At 59.3% G+C, this 23161-nt stretch carries 24 protein-coding genes; 16 read left to right on the top strand and 8 right to left on the bottom strand.

Going from position 1 to position 23161, the window contains the following annotated elements; all coding sequences use genetic code 11:
* The first annotated feature begins 9 nt into the window (after nucleotides 1–9).
* Nucleotides 10–519 (top strand): dihydrofolate reductase, encoded by a 510-nt coding sequence (locus J3362_RS18490; RefSeq protein ID WP_014576120.1) that lies wholly within the window; start codon nucleotides 10–12, stop codon nucleotides 517–519.
* Here the strand turns inward: J3362_RS18490 and J3362_RS18485 are convergent.
* Nucleotides 516–2027, bottom strand: a complete 1512-nt coding sequence (locus J3362_RS18485; protein WP_349521696.1) for a DEAD/DEAH box helicase — start codon at nucleotides 2025–2027, stop codon at nucleotides 516–518. The genes J3362_RS18490 and J3362_RS18485 overlap by 4 nt on opposite strands.
* Before the next feature lie 198 nt (nucleotides 2028–2225).
* Here J3362_RS18485 and J3362_RS18480 point away from each other — a divergent pair, with 198 nt between their 5' ends.
* Nucleotides 2226–3014 (top strand): acyl-CoA thioesterase, encoded by a 789-nt coding sequence (locus J3362_RS18480; protein WP_349521695.1) that lies wholly within the window; start codon nucleotides 2226–2228, stop codon nucleotides 3012–3014.
* A gap of 13 nt (nucleotides 3015–3027) precedes the next feature.
* On the opposite strand, the gene J3362_RS18475 is transcribed toward J3362_RS18480, so the two are convergent.
* The 3 genes from J3362_RS18475 to J3362_RS18465 all read right to left on the bottom strand — a co-directional run bounded on the left by J3362_RS18475 (nucleotide 3028) and on the right by J3362_RS18465 (nucleotide 4749).
* Nucleotides 3028–3927 carry a haloalkane dehalogenase gene (locus tag J3362_RS18475; protein ID WP_349521694.1) on the bottom strand — a complete coding sequence of 300 codons (900 nt, stop codon included), beginning with the start codon at nucleotides 3925–3927 and terminating at the stop codon, nucleotides 3028–3030.
* Between the two features lie 147 nt (nucleotides 3928–4074).
* On the bottom strand, nucleotides 4075–4323 hold the full coding sequence (locus tag J3362_RS18470; protein ID WP_349521693.1) for a hypothetical protein: 249 nt from the start codon (nucleotides 4321–4323) through the stop codon (nucleotides 4075–4077).
* Between the two features lie 75 nt (nucleotides 4324–4398).
* Complete coding sequence (locus J3362_RS18465) at nucleotides 4399–4749, bottom strand: hypothetical protein (protein WP_349521692.1); 351 nt, start codon at nucleotides 4747–4749, stop codon at nucleotides 4399–4401.
* Between the two features lie 127 nt (nucleotides 4750–4876).
* On the opposite strand from J3362_RS18465, the gene J3362_RS18460 reads away from it, so the two are divergent.
* Nucleotides 4877–5992, top strand: a complete 1116-nt coding sequence (locus tag J3362_RS18460; protein WP_349521691.1) for an AI-2E family transporter — start codon at nucleotides 4877–4879, stop codon at nucleotides 5990–5992.
* A 122-nt stretch (nucleotides 5993–6114) separates the two neighbouring features.
* On the top strand, nucleotides 6115–6534 hold the full coding sequence (locus J3362_RS18455) for a peptidoglycan-binding domain-containing protein (RefSeq protein WP_349521690.1): 420 nt from the start codon (nucleotides 6115–6117) through the stop codon (nucleotides 6532–6534).
* Nucleotides 6535–6609: 75 nt separating this feature from the next.
* On the opposite strand, the gene ilvD is transcribed toward J3362_RS18455, so the two are convergent.
* Nucleotides 6610–8445 (bottom strand): dihydroxy-acid dehydratase, encoded by a 1836-nt coding sequence (gene ilvD / locus J3362_RS18450; protein WP_349521689.1) that lies wholly within the window; start codon nucleotides 8443–8445, stop codon nucleotides 6610–6612.
* Nucleotides 8446–8605: 160 nt separating this feature from the next.
* Here ilvD and J3362_RS18445 point away from each other — a divergent pair, with 160 nt between their 5' ends.
* Both J3362_RS18445 and J3362_RS18440 read left to right on the top strand, forming a co-directional pair.
* On the top strand, nucleotides 8606–9862 hold the full coding sequence (locus tag J3362_RS18445) for an HDOD domain-containing protein (protein ID WP_349521688.1): 1257 nt from the start codon (nucleotides 8606–8608) through the stop codon (nucleotides 9860–9862).
* Nucleotides 9863–9914: 52 nt separating this feature from the next.
* Complete coding sequence (locus J3362_RS18440; protein ID WP_349521687.1) at nucleotides 9915–10493, top strand: LON peptidase substrate-binding domain-containing protein; 579 nt, start codon at nucleotides 9915–9917, stop codon at nucleotides 10491–10493.
* Here J3362_RS18440 and J3362_RS18435 read toward each other — a convergent pair.
* The 3 genes from J3362_RS18435 to J3362_RS18425 are packed head-to-tail and all read right to left on the bottom strand — an operon-like array spanning nucleotide 10490 to nucleotide 13955.
* The gene (locus tag J3362_RS18435; RefSeq protein ID WP_349521686.1) at nucleotides 10490–11947 is read right to left on the bottom strand and encodes a bifunctional DedA family/phosphatase PAP2 family protein; all 1458 of its coding nucleotides are present in this window, start codon (nucleotides 11945–11947) and stop codon (nucleotides 10490–10492) included. The two genes, J3362_RS18440 and J3362_RS18435, sit on opposite strands and share 4 nt — an antisense overlap.
* Nucleotides 11944–12942: a GGDEF domain-containing protein gene (locus J3362_RS18430; RefSeq protein WP_349521685.1), complete on the bottom strand. Its 999-nt coding sequence runs from the start codon at nucleotides 12940–12942 to the stop codon at nucleotides 11944–11946. Before J3362_RS18430 ends, J3362_RS18435 begins: the two co-directional genes overlap by 4 nt.
* Entirely contained in the window at nucleotides 12939–13955 is a 1017-nt protein-coding gene (locus J3362_RS18425; protein ID WP_349521684.1) for a GGDEF domain-containing protein, read from the bottom strand. The genes J3362_RS18430 and J3362_RS18425 overlap by 4 nt, the downstream gene beginning before the upstream one ends.
* 173 nt (nucleotides 13956–14128) lie before the next feature.
* Here J3362_RS18425 and J3362_RS18420 point away from each other — a divergent pair, with 173 nt between their 5' ends.
* The 10 genes from J3362_RS18420 (at nucleotide 14129) to lipB (ending at nucleotide 23160) form a co-directional block, all read left to right on the top strand.
* Nucleotides 14129–15385 carry a glutamate-5-semialdehyde dehydrogenase gene (locus J3362_RS18420; RefSeq protein WP_349521683.1) on the top strand — a complete coding sequence of 419 codons (1257 nt, stop codon included), beginning with the start codon at nucleotides 14129–14131 and terminating at the stop codon, nucleotides 15383–15385.
* Between the two features lie 5 nt (nucleotides 15386–15390).
* Nucleotides 15391–16041 (top strand): nicotinate-nucleotide adenylyltransferase, encoded by a 651-nt coding sequence (nadD, locus tag J3362_RS18415; protein ID WP_349521682.1) that lies wholly within the window; start codon nucleotides 15391–15393, stop codon nucleotides 16039–16041.
* 70 nt (nucleotides 16042–16111) lie between these two features.
* Nucleotides 16112–16462 carry a ribosome silencing factor gene (gene rsfS, locus J3362_RS18410; RefSeq protein WP_008176434.1) on the top strand — a complete coding sequence of 117 codons (351 nt, stop codon included), beginning with the start codon at nucleotides 16112–16114 and terminating at the stop codon, nucleotides 16460–16462.
* A 2-nt stretch (nucleotides 16463–16464) separates the two neighbouring features.
* A complete protein-coding gene (gene rlmH, locus J3362_RS18405) occupies nucleotides 16465–16935 on the top strand; it encodes a 23S rRNA (pseudouridine(1915)-N(3))-methyltransferase RlmH (protein ID WP_008176432.1) in 471 nt (156 codons plus the stop codon).
* A gap of 9 nt (nucleotides 16936–16944) precedes the next feature.
* Nucleotides 16945–18834 carry a penicillin-binding protein 2 gene (gene mrdA / locus J3362_RS18400; RefSeq protein ID WP_349521681.1) on the top strand — a complete coding sequence of 630 codons (1890 nt, stop codon included), beginning with the start codon at nucleotides 16945–16947 and terminating at the stop codon, nucleotides 18832–18834.
* The gene (gene rodA / locus J3362_RS18395) at nucleotides 18834–19976 is read left to right on the top strand and encodes a rod shape-determining protein RodA (protein ID WP_349521680.1); all 1143 of its coding nucleotides are present in this window, start codon (nucleotides 18834–18836) and stop codon (nucleotides 19974–19976) included. Before mrdA ends, rodA begins: the two co-directional genes overlap by 1 nt.
* A gap of 123 nt (nucleotides 19977–20099) precedes the next feature.
* The gene (locus J3362_RS18390; protein WP_349521679.1) at nucleotides 20100–20993 is read left to right on the top strand and encodes a septal ring lytic transglycosylase RlpA family protein; all 894 of its coding nucleotides are present in this window, start codon (nucleotides 20100–20102) and stop codon (nucleotides 20991–20993) included.
* Between the two features lie 56 nt (nucleotides 20994–21049).
* Entirely contained in the window at nucleotides 21050–22216 is a 1167-nt protein-coding gene (locus tag J3362_RS18385; RefSeq protein ID WP_349521678.1) for a D-alanyl-D-alanine carboxypeptidase family protein, read from the top strand.
* Nucleotides 22217–22246: 30 nt separating this feature from the next.
* The gene (locus J3362_RS18380) at nucleotides 22247–22516 is read left to right on the top strand and encodes an HP0495 family protein (protein WP_349521677.1); all 270 of its coding nucleotides are present in this window, start codon (nucleotides 22247–22249) and stop codon (nucleotides 22514–22516) included.
* Between the two features lie 5 nt (nucleotides 22517–22521).
* Nucleotides 22522–23160: a lipoyl(octanoyl) transferase LipB gene (lipB, locus tag J3362_RS18375; protein ID WP_349521676.1), complete on the top strand. Its 639-nt coding sequence runs from the start codon at nucleotides 22522–22524 to the stop codon at nucleotides 23158–23160.
* Nucleotide 23161 lies beyond the last annotated feature (1 nt).

The raw sequence follows: 23161 nt of genomic DNA, 5'->3' as shown, positions 1-23161 counted from the left end.
GGCGAGTACATGAGAAAAGCCCTGATCGTCGCCATGTCCCGGAACCGGGTCATCGGCCGCAACAACAACCTGCCCTGGTACCTGCCAGGTGACCTTCGCTATTTCAAGCAGGCCACCATGGGCAAGCCCATCATCATGGGTCGGAAGACCTGGGATTCCATCGGTCGGCCGCTGCCGGGGCGGATGAACGTGGTGATCTCGCGGAATGAAGCCTGGGAAGCGCCAACCGGAACAGTGGCTGCGAAGTCTTTGCCCGAAGCGCTGGTGAAGGCCGAGGCGCAGGCGGAGCTGGAAGGTGGTGACGAAGTGATGATTATCGGTGGCGGGCAGATCTACGCCGAGGCATTGCCGATGGTTGATCGGATGTACATCACCCAGGTGCACGCTGAGGTGGACGGCGATGCGTTTTTTCCGGAAGTAAACTGGGATGAGTGGGAAGAAATCGGACGGGAGGATTTCTCCGCGTCCGATAACAACCCTTACGACTACAGTTTCGTGGTCTATCAGCGTCAGGCTTAAGCCTGACGAGGCGGGCGCTTGCCTGCGGGCTTGCCGCCCTTGCCGGGAGACTTGCCCTTCGGGCCAGGGCCGCCACGGCCCTTGGAACCTTTTTTGAAGCCCGGCTTGTACCCGGGCTTGCCACCCGGACGACCACCCTGGCGGTCCCGGCGCGGGGGTGCAGTGGCCGAAATCTCCGGCAAGGCCTCCGGCTGCTCCAGCGGTAGCGAGCCTGGCTGAGACGCCTCCAGCCAGCAGGCCAGAGCGCCGGCGACCATCGCCGTGTCCATGTCGTTGCGTTCTGCAATCTCATCCAGCAGCGCCATCGCTTTGGCCAGCTTGCCATCCTCGGCAAAGCCCAGCAGCTGTGTTTCGAACTGCTGCTCGCGCATTTTTTTCAGCTCAACCGGTGAAGGCAGCTGATAGGCTTGCATGGGTGAATTGGTAGCGCGCTCCAGTGTGCGTAGCCAGCTGCGTTCCCGGGGCGTAACCAGCAGGATTGCCTTGCCTTCGCGTCCGGCGCGGCCGGTTCGGCCAACACGGTGGATGTAGGCTTCGGTGTCGTAGGGCACATCGTAGTTGATGACGTGGGTGATCCTCGGTACATCCAGTCCGCGAGCGGCCACGTCGGTGGCAACAATGATGTCTTTTTTGCCACGTTTGAGGTCTTCAACGGTCTGCTCACGTTGGCGCTGGTTAAGATCACCGTTCAGAGGAGCAACTGCGTGCCCGCGTGCTGACAGCTTCTCGGCCAGCAGCGTGGTTTCCGCCTTGGTGCGCACAAAGATGATCGATGCGTCGAACGGCTCCACTTCAAGGATTCGGGTGAGGGCATCCAGTTTGCGCTCAGCATAGACCGGCAGAACGAACTGGGAGATGCGCTCGACCGTGCGGGTTTCGCTTTCGATGCGGACTTCCACGGCTTTACGCAGGTAGGTCTGGGCCACTTTCTTGATCTGCGGAGGCATGGTGGCCGAGAACAGGGCTCGTTGGCAGTTCTCCGGCGTCTTCGCCAGAATCGCTTCCACGTCGTCGATAAAGCCCATGCGCAGCATTTCGTCGGCTTCGTCCAGAACCAGCGCCTTCAGGCTGTCCAGCTTCAGGGTGCCCTTGCGCAGGTGGTCAAGCATTCGGCCCGGGGTGCCCACAATCACCTGGGCACCGCGACGCAGGCCCTTGATCTGAGGGTAAAAGTCCTGGCCGCCGTAAATGGGCAGAACATGGAAGTTCCGGAACTTGCTGGCGTAGGTGGTAAAAGCTTCCGCCACCTGGATGGCAAGTTCCCGTGTTGGGGCCAAAACCAGAATCTGGGGGTCGGTTACAGAGGCGTCTATCCGGCTCAGCAGGGGTAGTGCAAAGGCTGCGGTTTTACCGGTTCCGGTCTGGGCAACACCCAGAAGATGGTTACCGGCCAGCAGTGCGGGAATGGCTTGGGCCTGGATGGGTGACGGGGTTTCATAGCCAACGGCGGACACAGCTTCAAGTACGGCTGGATCAAGCCCCAGTTCGGCAAAGGACAATTCAGACATTGATTCACTCGGAATTCGGGAGGTAAAGCATTGCCGGGCAATGCATGTTGTGCGCACATTATAGCGGTTTTATTGCGGCTTTAATACGCAAAACCCTTGCAAGGCTATAGGTAGTTGCCGGGGACTGATCATTGCGTTGCTGTCCGATCTTCGGCAATCTTCGTAACTATCCCGATAGGTTGCTAACAGGAACATGAAATGACCTTTGATGAATTATTGCGGGCGGCCCGTGGCAGTGAGGAACTGGTAATGCCTTTGAGCTGGTCTCAGGGCAGGGCCACATTCGGCGGTCTCACGGCAGCGTTGATGTTTGAGCGCATGGAAAAGCTTGTCGTCGAGGGCCGGGCCATGCGGTCATTGCAGGTATCGTTCGTGGGCCCGGTGGAGCCGGAAGTGCCTGCAAGCTTCGAGGCCGAGATTCTGCGCGAGGGCAAGGCGGTCAGTCAGGTGCAGGGGCGCATTGTCCAGAACGGTGAACCACGGCTGGTCTGCCTGGCCAGCTTTGGCGGAGACCGCGATTCGGAGGTACAGGTGGACGCCCTGCCGGCGCCCGAGGCAACACCGATCATCGAATGCCCGGGGCTGGACTATATCGAAGGTGTGACCCCGGAGTTCATCCAGCAGATCGAGATGCGCTGGGCTTTCGGTAACCTGCCGTTCAGCGGCAAGGGCGGACGGGAGCTGGGCGGCTGGATGCAGTTCCGGACACCCCCGGAGACTTTCTCCGATGCGCATATCATTGGCCTGGTGGATGCCTGGCCACCGGCGGTTCTGCCCTATGTGAAGCAACGGGTAAAGACCAGTTCCCTGAGCTGGGCGCTGGATATCGTACATCCCAGGCCGGTCATGGAGCCGGGCGACTGGCTGTTGTACAAAGTTTCCATTGATCAGGCGGGCGCCGGTTACGGCCACACCCAGGCCGGAATCTGGACCGCCAAAGGCGAACTGGTGGCGCTGAGTCGCCAGACGGTAACGGTCTTTGATTGACAGAAATGGCGGCTCAGGCCGCCATTTCCGATTTCAGGGCATCGATGATGATGCGGGCGAAATCTTCCGGTGAATCTTCCTGGAGAAAGTGCCCGCCTCTCAGTGTGATATGGGGTTGACCGTGGGCACCGGGAATCCGGCGCTGCATGTGTCTGTCGCCGCCCCGGGTAATCGGGTCGCCACTGCTGAAGCAGGTGATGAAGGGCTTCTTCCACTTTTCCAGGACCTGCCAGGCCGCCTTGTTGGCGTCGCTGTCCGGTGTGCCCGGTTCAGTCGGAACCAGTTTTGGAAACGCCCTGGCTCCGGCCTTGAACTCTGCCGACGGGAATGGGGCTTCGTAGGCGGCAATTTCAGCTTTGCTCAGGGTGCGATCGGTGCCCAGTTGCACGATACGGCCGACCGGGAACCAGGGGCTGTGTGTGGCAAATGCCTTCCACATGGAAAATACCCCCGGAACAGGCGTTTCGCCGGTTGGCAGCATGCCGTTTCCGACGATGATTCGGCTGAATCGCTGACGGTGTTCCGCGGCCAGTCGCAGACCCAGCAACGATCCCCAGTTCTGGCATACAAGGGTGACATTGGTCAGGTTGAGCTGTTCAAGCCAGCTGGCCAGCCACGTGAGATGGCGGCCGTAACTATAGTCTGCAACCGATGCCGGCTTGTCGGATTTGCCGAAGCCGATCAGATCCGGGGCCAACACCCGGTGACCGGCCTCGGCCACCAGAGGGATCATGTGACGGTAAAGGTAGGACCACGATGGTTCGCCGTGGAGCATGAGTACCGGCGAGGCGTTTCTCGGGCCTTCGTCAACGTAGTGCATCCGGAGACCCGGTTCTACGTCGAGATGGTTTGGAGCAAAGGGGTAATCCGGAAGACCTGCGAAGCGGGCTTCATCGGTTCTCAGAATACGCATGCCATCGACTGTCCTGACTGATTGGTTGCGTGATTGCCGGGCGGCATCCGGTGCTCATAGTGCCCTACTACAATCGTCGAAGTTCAGGATAAAGCAGATGGAAAATTTGTGTGTTTGAGTTGCGTAACAGAGCGTTGTGGCTTTGAATCAGGACGCGATGCCAAACAGGCGTTCGGGGTTGTCAACGCGGGCCAGAGCGTCGTCGCAACAATTGACGGCGCCACAATCGTCGGCTGAGCAAAGGCCAATGGTCTGGCACTCCATGTCTTGGTGCTGGTCGCCCTCATTCCGGAAAATCCGGGTCCTGGAGAGAATCGAGTGGCAGTGGCCACAAAGGAGCGTGGGGACCGCGCTGCCTTCAGCAAGAAGTGCTGTGTATTGCTGTTGTTCAGTCATAAATATCCTCCTGATACTGCCCAACATATGGGCCGAGTATGACATTTCAAAGTCGGGATGCCGGTGTTATACGGCTTAACTGTCAGGATCGACCAGTGGCCGACGGTTGGATCGCTTGTCATCCCAGTCAAGCTCCTCGGGGTCATACCAGCCGATTGCCCCCAGCACTCTTTCCCGTGTCTGTGGCGACAGGGTAGGCCACAGCTCCTGGAAGTCTTCCAGACCAAGTTCCCTCCGCTTCATCTGCTTGCTCTGGAGCCGGTTGATAATGCGTGGAAGCTGCAGGGCCTCGCCCAACTGACCGGGTACCATGACTTCCTGACCCATCACTTTGCGTCGGTGAGTTCTGGCGGCCAGAACCTTGCGCAACTCAGTGGCCGCATCCAGGGCTGTTTCGATGGTGAAGGTTTCCAGTTCCAACAACATGACCTGTCTATTAGTTGATCAACAACCGTCCACTATAACCCGAAGACAGCTACAGTGGCCACGCCAGCGTGGTAGGGTAGAATGGCTCGGTAAATCGCAGAACCAACATCAGGGAACCGCATAAACTATGTACGCAAAACTTGAAACACGGACTTTTCTGGCGTTGCTGGTCGGCGTTTCCCTTGCCTTTGTATTTCTGATGAAACCCTTCTTCGGGCCCATATTCTGGGCGGTCGCCATCGCCCTGATTTTCCACCCGGTGCAGCAATTGCTGGTGCGCAAGCTCGGGCACAGGCCCAATGTAAATGCGCTGATCACCCTGTGTATTTGCATGTTCATCGTGGTTATCCCGGTCCTGGTTCTGGTGACCTCATTGGTTGCCGAGGGCGTCGCGCTTTATCAGCAGATCCAGAGTGGTGAAATACGGCCCGGGGAATACATAGATCGAGTCAACCAGTCGTTTCCCGCCATCCAGGCCTTCCTGGCGCAGTTTGATATCAGCTTTGCCGAGCTGAGGGACAGGGCGGTAAGTATTTTTGTCGGAGGAAGCCAGTTCCTGGGCAGGCAGGCGCTGGGCGTGGGTCAGAATACCTTCCAGTTTTTCCTGGGCCTGGCCTTGATGGTGTATCTGGCGTTCTTCCTGCTGCGGGATGGTCATGCGTTGGTGGAGTTGATCATAAAGGCTTTGCCATTGGGTGATGAACGGGAGCGTTTGCTGTTCGCCAAGTTTGCGGAGGTGACCCGGGCTACCGTCAAGGGCAACCTGCTGATTGCGATCATCCAGGGGGCCTTGGGCGGGCTGATTTTCTGGGTTCTCGGGATCACTGGCGCTCTGCTCTGGGGTGTGGTCATGGCGATTGTTTCGCTCTTGCCCGCGGTAGGTGCCGCGCTGGTCTGGGTGCCGGCCGCCATCTACCTTGCCGCGGTGGGCGATGTGATCGAGGCGGTGGTGCTGACAGCCTTTGGAGTGGTGGTCATCGGGTTGGCTGACAACTTGTTGCGCCCGGTACTGGTTGGTCGCGATACCAAACTGCCGGATTACATTGTCCTGCTGTCGACACTCGGCGGCATCGTCATGTTCGGCATCAACGGTTTTGTGATGGGACCATTGGTGGCGGCCCTGTTTATGGCGTTCTGGGGGATTTTCATACGCGAATTCAGTGAGGAGGCCCACCGTCCGCCTGCTTCTGTGGACGAAGAGGCGCCAGCGCAAAGCAAGGAAACGGGACATGATGTCCCGTAAGGCGACATACGACAAAAGTATGGTAGGCTTTTAGCCGTTTGCCCCAGCCTGTGGAGATAGGCACCACATAACAAGAAAGAAACGGATATCGATGAGATATCAGGAGTTAGCAGGTGAGTACCATGAGAAAAGCAACTACCCGATTGGGACGCCTGGCCGCAGCGGCCGGATTGGCGGTCACACTGGGCTTTGCCCCTGCAGCCTTCGCGGATGAGATCGTTGCACTCAAGAATGCGCTCTACGGAGCAGGGTACGACATTACCAATGTCAGCCCGCAGATGGATGACTCAACCCGTTCCGCGCTAACGCGGTTCCAGCAGGATAATGGTCTTCAGGCCACGGCAATTCTGGACGACCCGACCAAGGAAGCCTTGGGTATGATATCGGTTCAGGTTGCCGCTTCGGCACCGTCACAGTCCACCGCAGCCAGAAGCGCGCCGGCTCAGGAGTCGGCTTCTTCCGCAGCGGAAACCTCGGCCCCGGAGTCTGAGCAGGATGACGCCATCGAAGAAGAGGAAGATGGCGGCTGGTCGCTCTGGTAATCGGAGCATCCTCAGCAGCAAAAAGCCCGGCGAGGTTTTCCTGCCGGGCTTTTTTTTCGCTGGCGCTCAGGATAATCAGTCGAGCTTTTCGAGATCCCGAACGGCGCCTTTATCGGCGCTCGTGGCCAGTAGCGCATAGGCTTTCAGGGCTGCAGATACCTTGCGGTCTCGGGGCAGTTCCGGTTTCCAGCCTTTTGCGTCCCGGGCTTCCCGGCGACGATCCAGCTCACGCTGGTCCAGTTCCACGTTTATGCTCCGGTTCGGAATGTCGATACGGATAGTATCGCCATTCTCGATCAGGCCAATGGCTCCACCGGCGGCCGCTTCCGGCGACGCGTGGCCGATTGACAGGCCGGACGTGCCGCCAGAGAAACGTCCGTCCGTCAATAGCGCGCAGTCTTTGCCGAGCCCCTTGGATTTCAGGTAGCTGGTCGGGTAGAGCATTTCCTGCATGCCCGGGCCACCCCGAGGCCCTTCATAACGGATGATGACAACCTCGCCCGGCTTGACCTCGTCAGAGAGGATTCCGGCAACTGCGGAATCCTGGCTCTCGAATACCTTCGCCTTGCCTTCGAACACGAAGATGCTCTCGTCCACGCCAGCGGTCTTGACCACACAGCCGTCCAGGGCGATATTGCCAAAGAGCACGGCCAGGCCGCCTTCGGAACTGTAGGCGTTCTCAACCGAGCGGATGCAGCCGGTTTCCCGGTCACCGTCCAGGGTGGGCCAGCGGGTGCTCTGGGAGAAGGCGGTTTGCGTGGGAATGCCGGCAGGACCGGCTTTGTAGAATTCGACCACTTCGGTGGGCGGCGACCTCATGATGTCCCAGGTCTCGAGGGCTTCCTTCATGGTCTTGCTGTGCACGGTGGGAAGGTCGGTGTTGATCAGACCGCCCCGTTCCAGCTCGCCGAGAATGCCCATGATACCACCGGCCCGGTGCACATCTTCCATGTGATATTTGGGTGAGTTCGGAGCCACTTTGCAGAGCTGCGGTACACGACGTGACAGCTGGTCGATCTCGTTCAGGGTGAACGGGACACCGCCTTCCTGGGCAGCCGCCAGCAAGTGAAGGATGGTGTTCGTTGAGCCGCCCATGGCGATGTCCATGACCATGGCGTTTTCGAAAGCCGCCATTGAAGCAATGCTCAACGGCAGTACGCTGGCGTCATCCTCCTCGTAATAGCGCCGCGCATTCTCCACAATCTGTCGACCGGCTTTGAGGAACAGCTGCTCCCGATCGGCGTGCGTTGCCAGGAGTGAACCGTTGCCCGGCAGCGCCAGACCGATGGCTTCGGTGAGGCAGTTCATGGAGTTGGCGGTGAACATGCCGGAACAGGAGCCGCAGGTCGGACAGGCGCTGCGCTCATACTCTTCCACCTGTTCGTCGGAGGCGTTGGGATCTGCCGCAATGACCATCGCGTCCACCAGGTCGAGCTTGTGCTCGGACAGTTTGGTCTTGCCTGCTTCCATGGGGCCGCCGGAGACGAAGATCGTGGGGATGTTGAGGCGCATGGCAGCCATCAGCATGCCCGGGGTGATCTTGTCGCAGTTGGAAATACACACAAGCGCATCGGCACAGTGGGCATTGACCATGTACTCTACGGAGTCGGCGATGATCTCCCGGGATGGCAGGGAGTACAGCATGCCGTCATGGCCCATGGCGATGCCGTCGTCGACCGCGATGGTGTTGAATTCCTTGGCAACACCCCCCGCGGACTCGATTTCGCGACACACCAGTTGCCCGAGGTCCTTCAGGTGCACGTGGCCGGGCACGAACTGGGTGAAAGAGTTGGCAACCGCGATGATCGGTTTGCCGAAGTCGCCGTCTTTCATGCCGGTGGCGCGCCAGAGGGCACGGGCGCCGGCCATGTTGCGGCCTGCGGTGGATGTCCGCGAACGATACTGAGGCATGGGGTTCTTTTCTCTCTGTTGTTACCTGATGACGTTGATCAAAAAAACAGAGGATACCAGATTAGACTCCAGGCGCATGGTTGTTTTCAGAGCCTCTGTTTACAATAGTTAACATAGTTGCCAACTTATTTTCCGGTTTGATCCGACAAGGAGTATGCCTATGGCCGGCCAGGAAAGCCTGCCGCTTCGTCGCCTTAAAGAGTTTCAGCCTTTGAACCGGCTGACCGATGACCAGTTGGTTTTGCTTGCCAGCCGAGCCGAGCGTCGTACCCATGGGCCCGGGCAGCGGGTTCTGGAACGCGGTGTCCGTGATGGTCTCGATTTTTTCCTGGTGTCGGGAAAGATTGAGCTTGAGTCCGTGGATGGCCGAAAAACGATCATTGAAGCCGAAACCGAGAAAGCCCAGAACCCGATTGCCAGACTCCAGCCACGGATGTACGACGTTACAGCCGTAAAACCTTCGGAATTCCTGGTCGTCGAGCAGGACATTCTCAACCAGTTGCTGCGCTCAGCGCCTGTCGAACAGGTTGAGATGGATTCTGGTGAAGGCAATGGAGGGCTGGAGAGCGAGGAGCATCACTTGCTGATGGAGTTCCTGTCGGAGCTGAGATCGAACCAGGTGAAGCTTCCCAGTGTGCCGGATGTGGCCTGGAAGGTCCGGCGGGCGGTGGATCGCGAGGAGTCGACGGCGGATCAGGTGGCCCTTGCCGTATCGGCTGACCCGGCCATGGCGGCCAAGCTTGTTCGCGCCTGTAACAGCCCTCTTTACCGCGGATTCAGTGACGTCCGGAATGTCCGGGAAGCAGTGGTCCGTCTGGGCATGCGTACCACCCGGCAACTGGTGACGGTGTTTTCCATGCGCGAGGTTTTCAAAACCCGTCAGGCGTCACTTCAGAAAGAGATGGAAAAGCTTTGGCGTCACTCTCGTGAAGTGGCTGCCCTCTGCTGGGTGCTGGCGGATCACGCCACCAAACTGAATCCGGAGGAGGCGTTGCTGGCGGGGCTGCTCCATGATATCGGCGTGGTACCGATTCTGGTCCAGGCGGAACACCATGTGAATCTCTTTGCCGATGAAGCCAACCTCGGCCATGCAATCCGCGAACTCAGGGCGGATGTGGGTACGGCGGTTCTGGAGAACTGGTCTTTCCCGCCGGCGTTCGTGGAGGCGGTCCGTCATGCCGAGGACTGGGGCTATGAATGCCGCGAGGCATCACCCCAATTGGTGGATGTGGTTATCGTGGCGCAATTGCATTCGATGATCGGTTCCAGCCAGAATGCCGAGCTTCCTCCGTTCGACCAGGTGCCTGCGTATCGACGCCTGGGCGAGCTTGAACTCAATGCTTCTCGCAGTTTGCAGCTTCTGACGGAGGCCAGGGCCAGGGTCGACGAAGTTCAGCAATTGCTGTCCATCCGGTGATTGTCCGGGCTGTGTAAACTGTGGAGTCTGCTTTCCGGTGACTGTTGCACTTATGAATGTACCTTTGTTCCCTCTGAATTCCATCGTCCTGCCCAGGGGGAGGATTCCCTTGCAGCTGTTCGAGCCGCGCTACATCGACATGCTGACCCGTTGTCTCAAGGAGGATCGTGGGTTCGTTGTGGTGCTGTTGCAGGAAGGCGGAGAGGCCGGGCGCACCGCCGCTTTCTACGATATCGGCACCTATGTGAGGATTATCGATTTCCAGCAGCTTGATAACGGCCTTCTGGGGATTACCGTTGAGGGCGAATCCAAGGTCTCCGTGGTCCGCAGCTGGCAGCAGGAAGACGGCCTGAATGTGGGTGACGTCGAATGCCTGATTGAAGAGGCAGAAAGTGAGGTGCCGGAGCGTTTCAGCGAATTGCCCTCGGTTCTGAAGGCGCTGTTTCGTCATCCGGTCATCCGGGACCTGAACATGGCCATCGACTATGGCGATGCGCGGGATGTTGGCTGGCGGCTCACCGAACTTCTGCCACTGGACAAGCAGGAGAAGCAGAAGCTGGTGGAATTGCAGGACCCTCTTGAGCGGCTCACCCGGCTACAGGGTCTTTTGGAGGCGCTGGAAGAAGGCTAGGTGCCAGCCACCGGCCTGAAGTTCAGAACCGCCTGTTCCCAGGACAGCAGGATGTAGGCTCCCGTGAAGATTAACCACACCACCGCTGCACCGACGATGGTAATATCCGGCGCCAACGGAACCTTGTCATAGCGGCTGTAACTGGCCCGCACCGCACCGGTCACAGCCAGGGCAAGCAGCAGTCCCCCAATCACATCCGTAAACCAGTGCACCCCAAGGTAGAGCCGGCTCAAAGCCACGGGCACCAGTGGAAGAGAGAGCAGCACATAGTATTGCCAACGTCTCCGGTGCTTGCTTTCGCCGGCGACAAAACTTGCCAGCAGCGTCACCAGCAGGGTAATGCCCGCCGTGTGACCGCTGGGAAAAGCGCCGGAATTCGGCGGGCCCATGACTTCATCCGGCCGGGGCACACCGAGCACGGCCTTCAGGCCCCAGACCAGAACCACCGTCACTGTGATAGCCGCCAGAACATGGGTGGCCGCGGCGTAATAACCCCGGAATAGCAGTGCCGCACAGGCAAGCACACCGGCGGTCATTAACACCGGCGAGTCACCCAGCAGGGTAATGGCAATGAAGGGGCCGTCCAGCAGAGGTTGCCGGAGTTGCTCAAACCAAAGAAGAGTGGCCTGGTCGAACCCATCCAGCAGGCTGGTTGCTGTAGCCAACTGCCCCCAGATCAGCAATAGCGCGGAGGCACCCAGCGCGAGCATGAATGAGGCCAGCGGGAATTCGCCTTCCCGGGCCGGTCGTTGATTTGTGTACAAGCGCCAGAAACGGTTCGTGGCCTCGTATTGCGCCATCCTTTGCTTAAGCCAGCGGTAGAAACGACTGTCCTCCCCGAGCCCCAGCTGAAACCTCAACAGCACGAAATAGACCACCGTCAGGGCCGCGAGGCTGATGCCGATGACCGCATAAAAATGCGCCGGAGGCCTGATTTCACTGGCCAGGGCACTGCCCACCAGAAATCCCGGGAAGATATAGACCGGCGCCCAGGCAACAGCGGAGCCGATGTTGAAGGCCAGAAAGCGTCGCCAGGACATCATCAGGGCGCCGGCCACGAGAGGGATGATCGGTCTGACCGGGCCGACGAAGCGGCCGATGATCACACTCTTGCCGCCGTGACGCTTGAAGAAGCGTTCCCCGGTACCGATGATTTTTGGATAACGGCTTAGTGGCCAGGCGGTTGTCAGGCGACCCTGCAACAGTCGCCCCAGACCAAAGCTTGCCGTGTCGCCGGCGATGGCCCCAAGGCCCGCCCAAAGCAGTGCTTCCGCAAGTGGCATGCCGGTTTCCCCCGCCAATATGGCCACGGCAAACAGGATGGCGACACCCGGGACAATAATGCCGGCTATAGCGAGTGATTCGATGAAGGCAGTCGTAAACAGGGCTGTTGCCAGCCAGCCGGGATGCAGGCTGAGCCATGCCGACAGGTCGTTCAGCCAGGCACTGCTCATGTTTCGATGGTTTCTCCCGGGCTGAACCAGACCGAATCCGTGCCGCGTCTGCGAGCTTCCTCCATGGCCTGGTGGGCCCGGTCCCTGAGTGTGTCGGTGCGGGTGTCGCCACTGCCGCGGGTGGTGCAGCCGAGGCTTACTGTGGCTTTGCCAACGACCGGCCAGTGGTGTTCGGCAATGGTCCGGCGAATCCGCTCGGCAATCACTCGCACGCCTTCTTCCGGGGTAAACGGCAGGATCAGGAAAAACTCCGAGTCTTTCAGTGTGTACAGGGTATCGCCGGCTCGAATCACGCCGAAGAGGTGCTCGGTCATGTCCCGGAACAGGCCCTGAACCTGGTCCCTGCCGTGAAGGTCGGCCACTTCGTCGGCGTAATCAATGCTCAGGTCGATAACGGACAGGCAGTGCCCCGTGGCGATGGCACGGCTGATCTCTTTCTGAAGGGTTTCATCCAGAAAGCGGGCATTATGGGCGCCAGTCACCGGATCGGTAATGGCGAGGTCCTCTGCCGACTGGGCCATGTGGTCATAGTGCCAGATGTACAGGGCTGCAACCGCCAGAAGGATGAACAGGCCCCCCGTGATGGTAATGGCGTCAGCCGGTGCCTTTTCCAGGAACAGGATGATCGACATGGGTACCAGCAGCAGAAGCGATAGCCCGACTCCCTGACGCAGGGGCAGGATAAGTAGATTCAGCACCAGCAGGGGCATGGCCCAGTGGCTGATGCCCGGGGCATCCATGGTCAGCAGCGCTGCCAGCATGCCACTGTTCAGGCCGGAGAGTAGGATCAGGTGCCCGGGTGCTGACAGCTGGTGCCGGCGGCAAATGATGGTGTAAACGGCACCCGCGAGGGTCAGAACCGCCATCCCGGAGGCCAGGTAAAAGAGTTCGTAGAAGCCGTAGCGGAGGTTCTGCATCGCCAGGGTGAAAATGAACAGGCAGGCGATGCCGTAGCCGAAGGCATGTGTCCAGGTTCTCAGCCGGGTCTCTGTCATGCCACTGGCCCCTCTGCCCGAGGCTGGCTCGGCTGTGCCGGCTGCGACCATGAACTGTAGGCCTGGCTTCGGTTGCCTCCCTGCTGCTGGGCCCGGCGCAGGGCATTTGCGGCACTCTGCTGCAGGCTGTTGGCATCGTCACCGATATTCAGGCCGGCGATGCCGGTGCTGACGGTCAGGTTCATACCGTGGGATTCCAGAAGCATGGCCAGGCCCTTGCGGACCGTCTCGGCGCGGGCGATCGCGTCGCTGGTTGAAATGCCCGGCAGGATCACCAGAAATTGCAGATCCGCTACCCGGTAGTAGGTGTCGAAATCACGGATCTGTGAATGCAGGTAGCGACCAATGCGGGGAAGAATCGAGCGGATATCCTCATCCGGTTCGTCATCGCTCAAATGGGTGTCCAGCCCTATCATGATAATCGACATATCGGTGCCCTCCCGCTCACTGCGCTGGATTTCCTTGTGCAGGTCGGCGGACAGGTATTCCCGGCTGGCCGCCTGGGTCAGCTCGTCGGTACGGCGCAACGGAGCCAGTTGACGGGCCTTGTAGTCCCGTAAGAAGACCAGCAACGCCGAAAGCAGCAGGGTAAGCAGAAAGGCACTGATCATCTGGTGGCGGTCGGCAAGGCCTACCGCCCATTGTGTCGCGATCATTGCCAGCACAGCGATAATCAGTGTCACCACGGCTGCGGCCGCTGGCGGAACCAGGGCGAAAGCAACCAGAGGGAGCGCGTAAAGCCAGTGGCTCAGGATCCATGGGCCGGTCCAGAAACTGGCCAGTAGTATCATCAGAAGCACGACGAAGAAAGTCTGCTGGACTCTCGGCCAGGGCTGGTGGATCCGGTTGGGGTGGAACGTCTTACCGGCAATGACAATACCTGCCGCGGCGGCCGCGGCTGCGGCAACCATGGGTTCTCCCAGCACGGCGCAAAGGGTCGCAATGGCGATCAGGGCCACGAAGCCCGCTCGCGACAACTTGCTCAGCAGGAATTTTTCGGCCATCTGGGCCATGGTGTCCTTCCTTTTCCCGAACTCCCTTGAAAAACCGTCCCCGGGGAACCTTTACAGGTCCGAGTATGGCATATCGCAGCGGTATAATATCTGTTTGGGATGCGTACTTGAAACGGGAAAGGTAAAGTTAGGCCCTGATTCCTGATTCCGCTTGAAAACAGAAAGGTATTTGAATGGATATTGCAGCGTACATGGCTGAGGTTGGGCAGCAGGCCCGTGCAGCGGCAACCGGAGTGGCACGTTCGACCACCGCCGTGCGTAATCAGGCGCTCCTGGCGACGGCAGAGGCTCTGGATGCAGCCCGGGAAGAACTGGCCCTTGCCAATGGCAAGGATCTGCAGAGGGGCCGTGAAAACGGCCTGGATGCGGCGATGCTTGACCGACTGGAGCTTACGCCCCAGCGAATCGATACCATGATTGAGGGCCTGCGGCAGGTAGCGTCCCTGCCAGACCCGATCGGTGCCATCACTGACATGAACTACCGTCCCTCGGGTATCCAGGTGGGCAAGATGCGTGTTCCGTTGGGCGTCATCGGTATCATTTACGAGTCCCGTCCCAATGTGACGGTCGAGGCCGCAAGTCTATGCCTCAAGTCGGGCAATGCGACCATTCTCCGGGGCGGCTCCGAGTCCATTCATTCCAATCAGGCCATTGCCCGCTGTCTTTCCGAGGGGCTGGCCAAAGCGGGTTTGCCCGAGAATGCCGTGCAGGTGATCAAGACTACGGATCGCGCTGCAGTGGGTGAGTTGATCACCATGCCGGACTACGTTGATGTGATTGTACCCAGGGGCGGCAAGGGTCTGATCGAGCGCATCAGCCGCGATGCCCGGGTGCCTGTTATCAAACACCTCGATGGCATCTGCCATGTTTACATCGATAGCCATGCCGATCCGGAAAAGGCGCTGAAGGTTGCGATCAACGCCAAAACCCATCGGTACGGAACCTGCAACACCATGGAAACCCTGTTGGTGGATGCAGAGATCGCCGAGGATATCCTGCCTCTGCTGGCCCAGGCTTTTGTTGAAAAAGGCGTGGAATTGCGGGGCTGCGAGCGAACACGGGCCATCGTCGAAGGCGTGGTCGAAGCTACCGAGGCAGACTGGGAAGCCGAATATCTGGCTCCGGTCCTGGCGGTGCGTGTAGTTGACGGTCTGGAAGGCGCCATTACCCATATCAACCGCTACAGCTCCCAGCATACCGACAGCATCATTACCGAGAACTACACGCGGGCACGGCGCTTCATCACGGAGGTGGATTCCAGTTCGGTGATGGTCAATGCCTCCACGCGCTTCGCCGATGGATTCGAGTATGGTCTGGGGGCCGAAATCGGCATCTCCACTGACAAGATCCACGCCCGGGGGCCGGTGGGGCTGGAAGGCCTCACATCCCAGAAATACGTGGTCTTCGGTGACGGGCACATCCGGACCTGATGCCCATGCATGTCATTTATGGGGGGACCTTCGATCCGGTGCATCATGGCCATCTCAGGCTTGCGCTGGAAATCAGCGATCGTCTTGGCGTGGATTACGTCAGCCTGGTGCCCTGTCATATTCCGCCGCACCGGGGGCAAACCGGGGCGTCTTCCAGTCAGCGCCTGGAGTTGTTGAGGCTGGCAGTGGCCGGTGAGCCCCAGTTGCGGATTGACGACCGTGAGCTCTCACGGGAAGGAGCGTCCTACACCGCCGATACCCTTCGCCAACTCCGGGCCGAGCTTGGCCCGGATGAACCACTGGTGATGGTGGTTGGCACGGACGCATTTGCTGGCTTCGATCGCTGGCGGGAATGGCAGCAGATTCCGGATCTGGCGCATGTGGTTGTGGTTCGTCGGCCGGGCCCGGCATTGGATCCATCCTCCGAACCGGCCCGATTGCTGGCAGAGCGTGGTGTGGAAAGCCCGGAGGCCCTGCATGACAGCCCCTGCGGCTGCGTTCTTGAGCTGGATCCACCCTTGCTGGATGTTTCCGCGACCGGTATTCGGGAGCGTATCGGTGACGGCCGTTCGCCACGCTATCTGGTGCCTGACTCGGTCTGGACAGAAATTCGCCGCCAGGGGCTCTATGGAGCATGCCCTGACGGGAACTTTTAGTGCTACAATCGCGTCTGAATATGACATTTCGGGCGGCCATACCGGCAAACGCCCGTCCAACAGGGTGATTATGCAGGCAGAGCAACTGAAAGATCTGGTAATTAATGCGCTTGAAGATGTGAAAGCACAGGACATCAGCGTGATCGATGTCCGTGACCGCACCAGTGTCACCGACTTCATGGTTCTGGCATCCGGAACGTCCAACCGACATGTAAAATCCCTGGCAGACTCCGTCGTGGTCGAAGCGAAGGAGAAGGGCGTGCGCGCGAGCAATGTTGAAGGTGCCGGCGTCAGCGACTGGATTCTCGTGGATCTGGGCGACGTGGTTGTTCACGTTATGATGCCTGCCACAAGAGAATTTTACGATCTGGAGCGCTTCTGGCGTGATGCTCCGGATCTTGGTGTTGCGGGCAGCGAATAATCATGCGGTTACGCCTGATCTGTGTGGGGCAGAAAATGCCCGACTGGGTCAGTACCGGATTCGGAGATTACGCCCGCCGCATGCCGCCGGAGCTACCCGTGGAACTGGTTGAAATCCCCGTCGCCCACCGGGGCAAGAATCCCGATATCCCCAGGCTGATGCAGCGAGAAAGTGACGCCATTCTGGCGGCCACCGGCGCGAAAGACCGGGTCATCGCGCTGGAGGTTGGTGGACGGCCGTGGTCGACCGAAAAGCTCGCGGCGCAGCTGGAAAACTGGCAACAGGATGGCCGGGACGTCAGCTTTCTGGTGGGCGGCCCGGATGGCCTCGCCGACGATTGCCGCAAGCGGGCCGACCAGCAATGGTCGCTGTCGCCCCTGACCCTGCCTCATCCCCTGGTACGTATTGTTCTGGCAGAGCAGCTCTACCGGGCCTGGTCGATCACCCGCAATCACCCGTATCACCGGGCCTAGGGGGACGTTATGCCATGGGGTGAGTTTAAGGATACGGCAGCGGAACGCCGGCTCTTCCAGCGGCGGAGCCTGGTCATGCTGGTGCTTGTCATGCTTGCTATCGGCGGCCTGATTGCCCGGATGTACCAGCTTCAGGTCGTGGAGCATGAGATATACACCACGCTCTCAGACAAGAATCGCGTTCAGGTGCAGTCTGTGCCACCGCCCCGGGGGCTGGTATACGACCGCAATAACACCCTGCTGGCAGAGAACCGTCCCGTTTTCAGTGTGACGCTTGTGCCCGAGCGGGTACAGGGCATGGACGATACCCTGGCGCAGCTTGACACGATCCTGGAGATCTCCGAGGAAGACCTCGAACGGTTTCAGCGTCGGCTTCAGGAACCCCGCCGGCCCTTCCAGGAAATCCCCCTTCGCTATGACCTGAATGAGCAGGAGATGGCGCGCCTCGCGGTGCATCGCCACGAGCTTCCGGGCGTCGAGGTCAAGGCTGAGCTGGTACGGTATTACCCCCACAGTGAGCTGACGGCCCATGCCCTGGGATTTGTCGGGCGCATCAATCGGGATGAGTTGCAAAGGATCGATCCGGTCAACTACGCAGGCACCAACTACATCGGCAAGTCGGGCATTGAGCGGTTCTACGAGGAAATCCTCCACGGCCAGGTCGGTTACCAGCATGTCGAAACCAATGCCCGTGGCCGCACCCTTCGGGTCCTGGAACGTGAGAACCCGGTTCCCGGGGAGGATCTGCAGCTGCATCTGGATCTCAGGCTGCAACAGCGTGCCCACGAGCTTCTTGATGGTCGTCGGGGCGCCATAATTGCCATAGAACCGGATACCGGCGGCATTCTCGCGCTGGCCAGCGTGCCGGGGTTTGACGCCAACAAATTTGTCACCGGTATCAGCGTCAACGATTATCGGGAATTGAGCGACAGCAAAGACAAGCCCCTGTTCAACCGTGCCTTGCGCGGTCAGTACCCGCCGGGCTCAACGCTCAAGCCCATGCTTGCGGTCGCCGCCCTCGACAGCGGCGCGACCACCCGAGATTACACCATCTGGGATCCGGGGCATTTCCGGCTGAATCAGGGTGGCCGGGTGTGGCGCGACTGGAAGCGGACGGGGCACGGCTGGGTCGATCTCAAAGACGCTGTGGCCGAATCCTGTGACGTCTACTTCTACGAGGCGGCGGTCGAGATGGGCGTGGATACCATGCACAGCTACCTGTCTCATTTTGGTTTCGGAGAAGACGCGACGCTTGATGTCTCCGGGGCATTGAGCGGCTTGCTTCCTTCCAGAGACTGGAAAAGGGCAGTGCGCAATGAGCCCTGGTATCCGGGAGATTCCGTGAACCTGGGTATCGGTCAGGGATTCATGTTGGCAACACCGTTGCAACTGGCGACGGCGACCGCTCTTATCGCCAATCGGGGCGAGTGGGTCGAGCCGAGGTTACTGAAAGATATCAAGGGGGATCGCCCGGTCGAGGAGTTCCTGCCCGCCGAAACCCACGAGCCGCTCAAGTTGAAGAACCCGGACGACTGGGAGTATGTGGTGGAAACCATGGTTGAAGTCATGCACGGAGCTAAGGGCACTGCCCGGGGTGCGGGCCGTGGTGCCCCCTACAAGATGGCAGGCAAGACAGGAACTGCGCAGGTCTTCAGTCTGGCCGAGGATGAAGAATACGATGAGGAAGAAATCCGCGAGCGGCTTCGTGATCATGCGCTTTTCGTGGGTTTTGCGCCGGTAGATAACCCGAAAATTGCCGTTGCCGTCATTGTCGAGAACGGCGGCAGTGGCAGTGGCACCGCGGCACCGGTTGCGCGGGCGCTGTTTGACTCCTGGTTGCTGGATTATGGGCAGGGGGATAGCGCATTAGTCAGCGGTGTTGGCGAGGTGGCTGACTGATGGCGTTCAAGGCGTTACTGGATTCAACCGCAAGCAACCCTCTTGGCCGGCACCGGAGCATCTGGACCGCGTTGCATCTGGATCCAATCCTGTTGCTGCTGTTGCTCCTGCTGGTTTCCGGCGGGCTGTTCGTACTATACAGCGGCGCCGACCGGAACCTCGAGGTCGTCAAGGCCCAGGGCATCCGGCTGGGCGTGGCGTTTGTCGTGATGCTGGTATTTGCCCAGCTGGATCCCTCGGTGTTTCGCCGTTGGGCGCCATGGCTCTACGGCGCCGGTATTGTGGCCCTGATCGCGGTTCTGCTGGTGGGCGTTGGCGCCAAGGGTGCGCAGCGATGGCTGGCGATTCCGGGACTGCCGCGTTTCCAGCCATCCGAATTGATGAAGCTGGTGGTTCCCATGATGGCGGCCTGGTATCTGTCCAGGCATTTCCTGCCGCCGAGGTTCCGGCATGTGACTGTCGGGCTGGCGATCGTTCTGGTGCCCATGGTCATGATCATGCAGCAGCCGGACCTGGGGACCTCGCTGCTGGTGGGCATGGCCGGCATCTTCGTGGTGTTTTTTGCTGGTATCAGCTGGAAACTGATCACGGCGTTCGTGGCCATGGTGTCCGTTTCGGCCCCGCTGATGTGGTTCTTCGTCATGAGGGAATACCAGAAACAGCGGGTGTTGACGCTTCTGGACCCTCAGAGTGACCCCCTTGGCGCCGGCTGGAACATCATCCAGTCCAAGACCGCCATCGGTTCCGGTGGCTTGGATGGCAAGGGCTGGCTTCAGGGAACCCAGTCGCATCTGGAGTTTCTGCCAGAGAGCCATACCGACTTCATAGTCGCAGTACTGGCTGAAGAGTTCGGGTTCGTGGGGATGCTGATCCTGATGACGGTGTATTTCCTGATCATACTGCGGTGTCTGTATATTGCCGCGACAGCCCAGGATTCGTTCAGCCGCCTTCTCGCGGGCGCGCTCACCATGACGTTCTTCATTTACATCTTCGTAAATGTCGGGATGGTAAGTGGACTTTTGCCAATCGTTGGTGTGCCATTGCCCCTGATCAGCTACGGTGGGACATCGGGGGTCACCCTGATGGCAGCCTTCGGTGTTTTGATGTCGATTCATACCCACCGGCGAATGATTGGCGCCTGATCAGGTCAATCAAACCATGGCCACAGGGTAATGGTGATTCCGGCGGAGAACCCGTTACAATGAAGGCCGGACCACCGGGAACCTGATGACGGTGGCCAGTGTAGTCAAGAGGAATTCCGGACAGTGAACTGCAAGCCCTCATTCTCCCTCCTGCTGTCGGTGGTTGTGTCGCTGATGCTCGGCGGCTGCGCGTCGGCCCCGGAAACGGACCATTCGTCCCGCTATACCCTGTCAACCGACAGGGCCCCTTCGGGTAACTTCGATGTGTCCGGTCTTGAAGATGCGGTACCGGTTTACGAGGCCCCCAAGGGGGCGGGCAATAAATCGCCCTACCAGGTCTGGGGCAAGCAGTACCACGTGCTCGACAGTAATGACGGTTATGTCGCTCGGGGTACGGCGAGCTGGTACGGCGAGAAATTTCATGGCCACAAGACCTCCAACGGCGAAACCTTTAACATGTACACCATGTCCGCCGCGCACAAATCCCTGCGGATCCCCGGCTATGCACGTGTAACGAACCTTGATAACGGTCGCTCGGTGATTGTCCGTGTCAACGACCGCGGTCCCTTTCACAGCGACAGGATCATCGACCTGTCATACGCCGCTGCCAAGAAGCTGGGATACCAGGCCAGAGGCACGGCCCGCGTGGAAGTGGCTGCCATCACCGTCAGGCCGGATGGCACCATGTTCATTGCCGGTGAGCCGTATTCCCCCGGAGATCCGGCTGGATACGCTGAAAGCCGGGTAGAGGCAAGCGGTGACATGGCCATGACCAACCGGTCATTGTTTGTGCAGCTAGGGTCCTTCAGCAGCCGGGACCCGGCTGAAAAACTGCTCAGCCAGGTGAGGGCGGTGCTGGAGAACCCGATGCGCGTTCGGGCAGTGGATACCTCCGCGGGACGTTTCCATCGGGTTCAGGTGGGCCCGTTCAACGATGAAGACAGCGCCAGGCGCACCCAAAGCCTGCTGGAAGCCCGCGGTTTCGATCAGTCCATCCTGCTGACCGACACGCACTGAATAAGCCGAACACGACATATTTAGAAAAATACACTTAACGACGAATGAATGGACCCATGGCCTTAAACTCTGCTTTTCGAACTCTCTCCGTTGTCCTTGTGCTGATGCTTGCCCTGACAGGCAAGGCAATGTCCCAGTCGGTGCTGATTCCGTCGCCGCCGCAGATTGCCGGCAGCTCCTATGTGTTGATGGATCCCAAGAGCGGACGGATCATCATGGAGGAGAACAGCCACGAGCGTTTGCCTCCGGCCAGTCTGACCAAAATGATGACGGCCTATATTGTCGAGCGTGAGCTTGATGAGGGCCGCGTTGCCATGTCCGACATGGTTCCCATCAGCGTGAATGCCTGGAAGACCGAAGGTTCGCGCACCTTCGTTCGGGAAGGCACCCAGGTTTCGGTTGAAGATCTGCTCAGGGGGGTCATCATTCAGTCGGGCAACGACGCCTCTGTTGCCCTGGCGGAATTCGTTGCAGGCAGTGAAGGAGCCTTCGTTGATATCATGAACCAGCAGGCCCAGCTGCTGGGAATGAAAGACACCAACTTTGTGAACGCGACCGGCCTGCCCTCGCCGGAGCATTTTTCAACAGCGTATGACCTGGCGATGCTGGCCCGCGCGATCATCAACGATTACCCGGAGAACTATCCGCTCTACGCTGAAAAACATTTCACCTACAACAACATTCGCCAGCCGAACCGGAACAGTTTGCTCTGGCGCGATGACAGTGTCGACGGCCTGAAAACAGGCCACACCGAGGAGGCGGGTTATTGCCTCGTTGCCTCTGCCAAACGCAACGACACCCGTTTTATTGCCGTTGTTATGGGCACCAACAGTTCAGAAGCACGGGCCCAGGAAATTCAGAAAATGCTGAACTACGGCTTCCGATACTACGAGGGCGAACGCCTGTTCCGGTCGGGCCAGGAGCTCATCGAAGCCCGTGTCTGGGGCGGTCAGGCGGATCAGCTCTCCGTTGGCATGACTGAGGATGTCTACGTGACCATTCCGCGGGGTTCCCGAAACGATCTCGAATCTTCGGTCGACCTTGATTCTGTGATCAAGGCACCCATTAAGGTCGGGGACGAGCTGGGACGGGTCAAGGTGTCCTATAACGGCGAGGTACTGGTTGATCAGCCTGTTTTGGCCCTGACAGAGGTTCCCGAAGGTGGCTTTTTCAAACGCATCTGGGACGCCATCAAGCTCTTTTTCGTTCAGTTATTTCAGTAAGTCGATGTTGATCCCGGGGAGTAAAACGGCATGAGTGAGCCGAAAGCACCAAAAATTGAGTTTCCTTGCGACTATGTGATCAAGGTGATTGGCAACGCGGCCCCGGATTTCACCGAGTTCGTGGTCGAGGTTGTGGAGCAGCATGCCCCCGGAATCAGTGAGACCGACATCACCGTTAACGATAGCAGCAAAGGCCGTTTTTCCTCGGTTCAGCTGAAGATTTTGGCCACGGGTGAGGCGCAACTGAAGGCCCTGTTCGAGGATCTCAAGGCCAGTGGCCGCGTACATATGGTGCTCTGAGCCCGATGCCTGACCTGATTGTCCGATCTCTGGGTGAGCAGCCTTATCTGGAAACCTGGGAGGCTATGAAGGCCTTCACCGCCGACCGCGACGATAGTGTGGCGGATGAACTCTGGTGTTTGCAGCATCCGCGGGTTTATACCCAGGGCCAGGCGGGTAAGGCCGAACATATTCTCGCCCCGGGCGACATCCCGGTGATTGCAGTGGATCGGGGCGGGCAGGTGACCTACCACGGTCCCGGTCAGCTTGTGATTTACCTGATGATCAATCTGACTCGCAAAAAACTCGGTGTACGTTCTCTGGTGGACGAGATCGAACAGGCCATTGTCCGCACGCTTGCAGGACTGGGCGTGGAGGCAGCGCCGAGACCGGACGCCCCGGGCGTTTACGTGGGCGACGCCAAAATTGCCTCGCTCGGACTGAGGGTTCGCCGGGGTTGTTCCTTTCATGGCCTGGCGTTGAATGTGGATATGGACATGGAGCCTTTTCAGCGCATAAACCCGTGTGGCTATGCCGGAATGGCCATGTGTCAGGTGCACGACTTTGTTCCCGGTGTGACACTGTCTGACGTGCAGCAGCGGTTGTCGCAGCAGCTTGTCAGTGGCCTGGCTCACCAGGATGTCGATTTCCGCGAGGGCTGGTAGT

This window comes from Marinobacter sp. NFXS11 (assembly GCF_040148675.1).
Classification (GTDB): domain Bacteria; phylum Pseudomonadota; class Gammaproteobacteria; order Pseudomonadales; family Oleiphilaceae; genus Marinobacter.
Note: the sequence above shows the minus strand (reverse complement) of the source record. Positions and strands in the feature narration are given on the sequence as shown.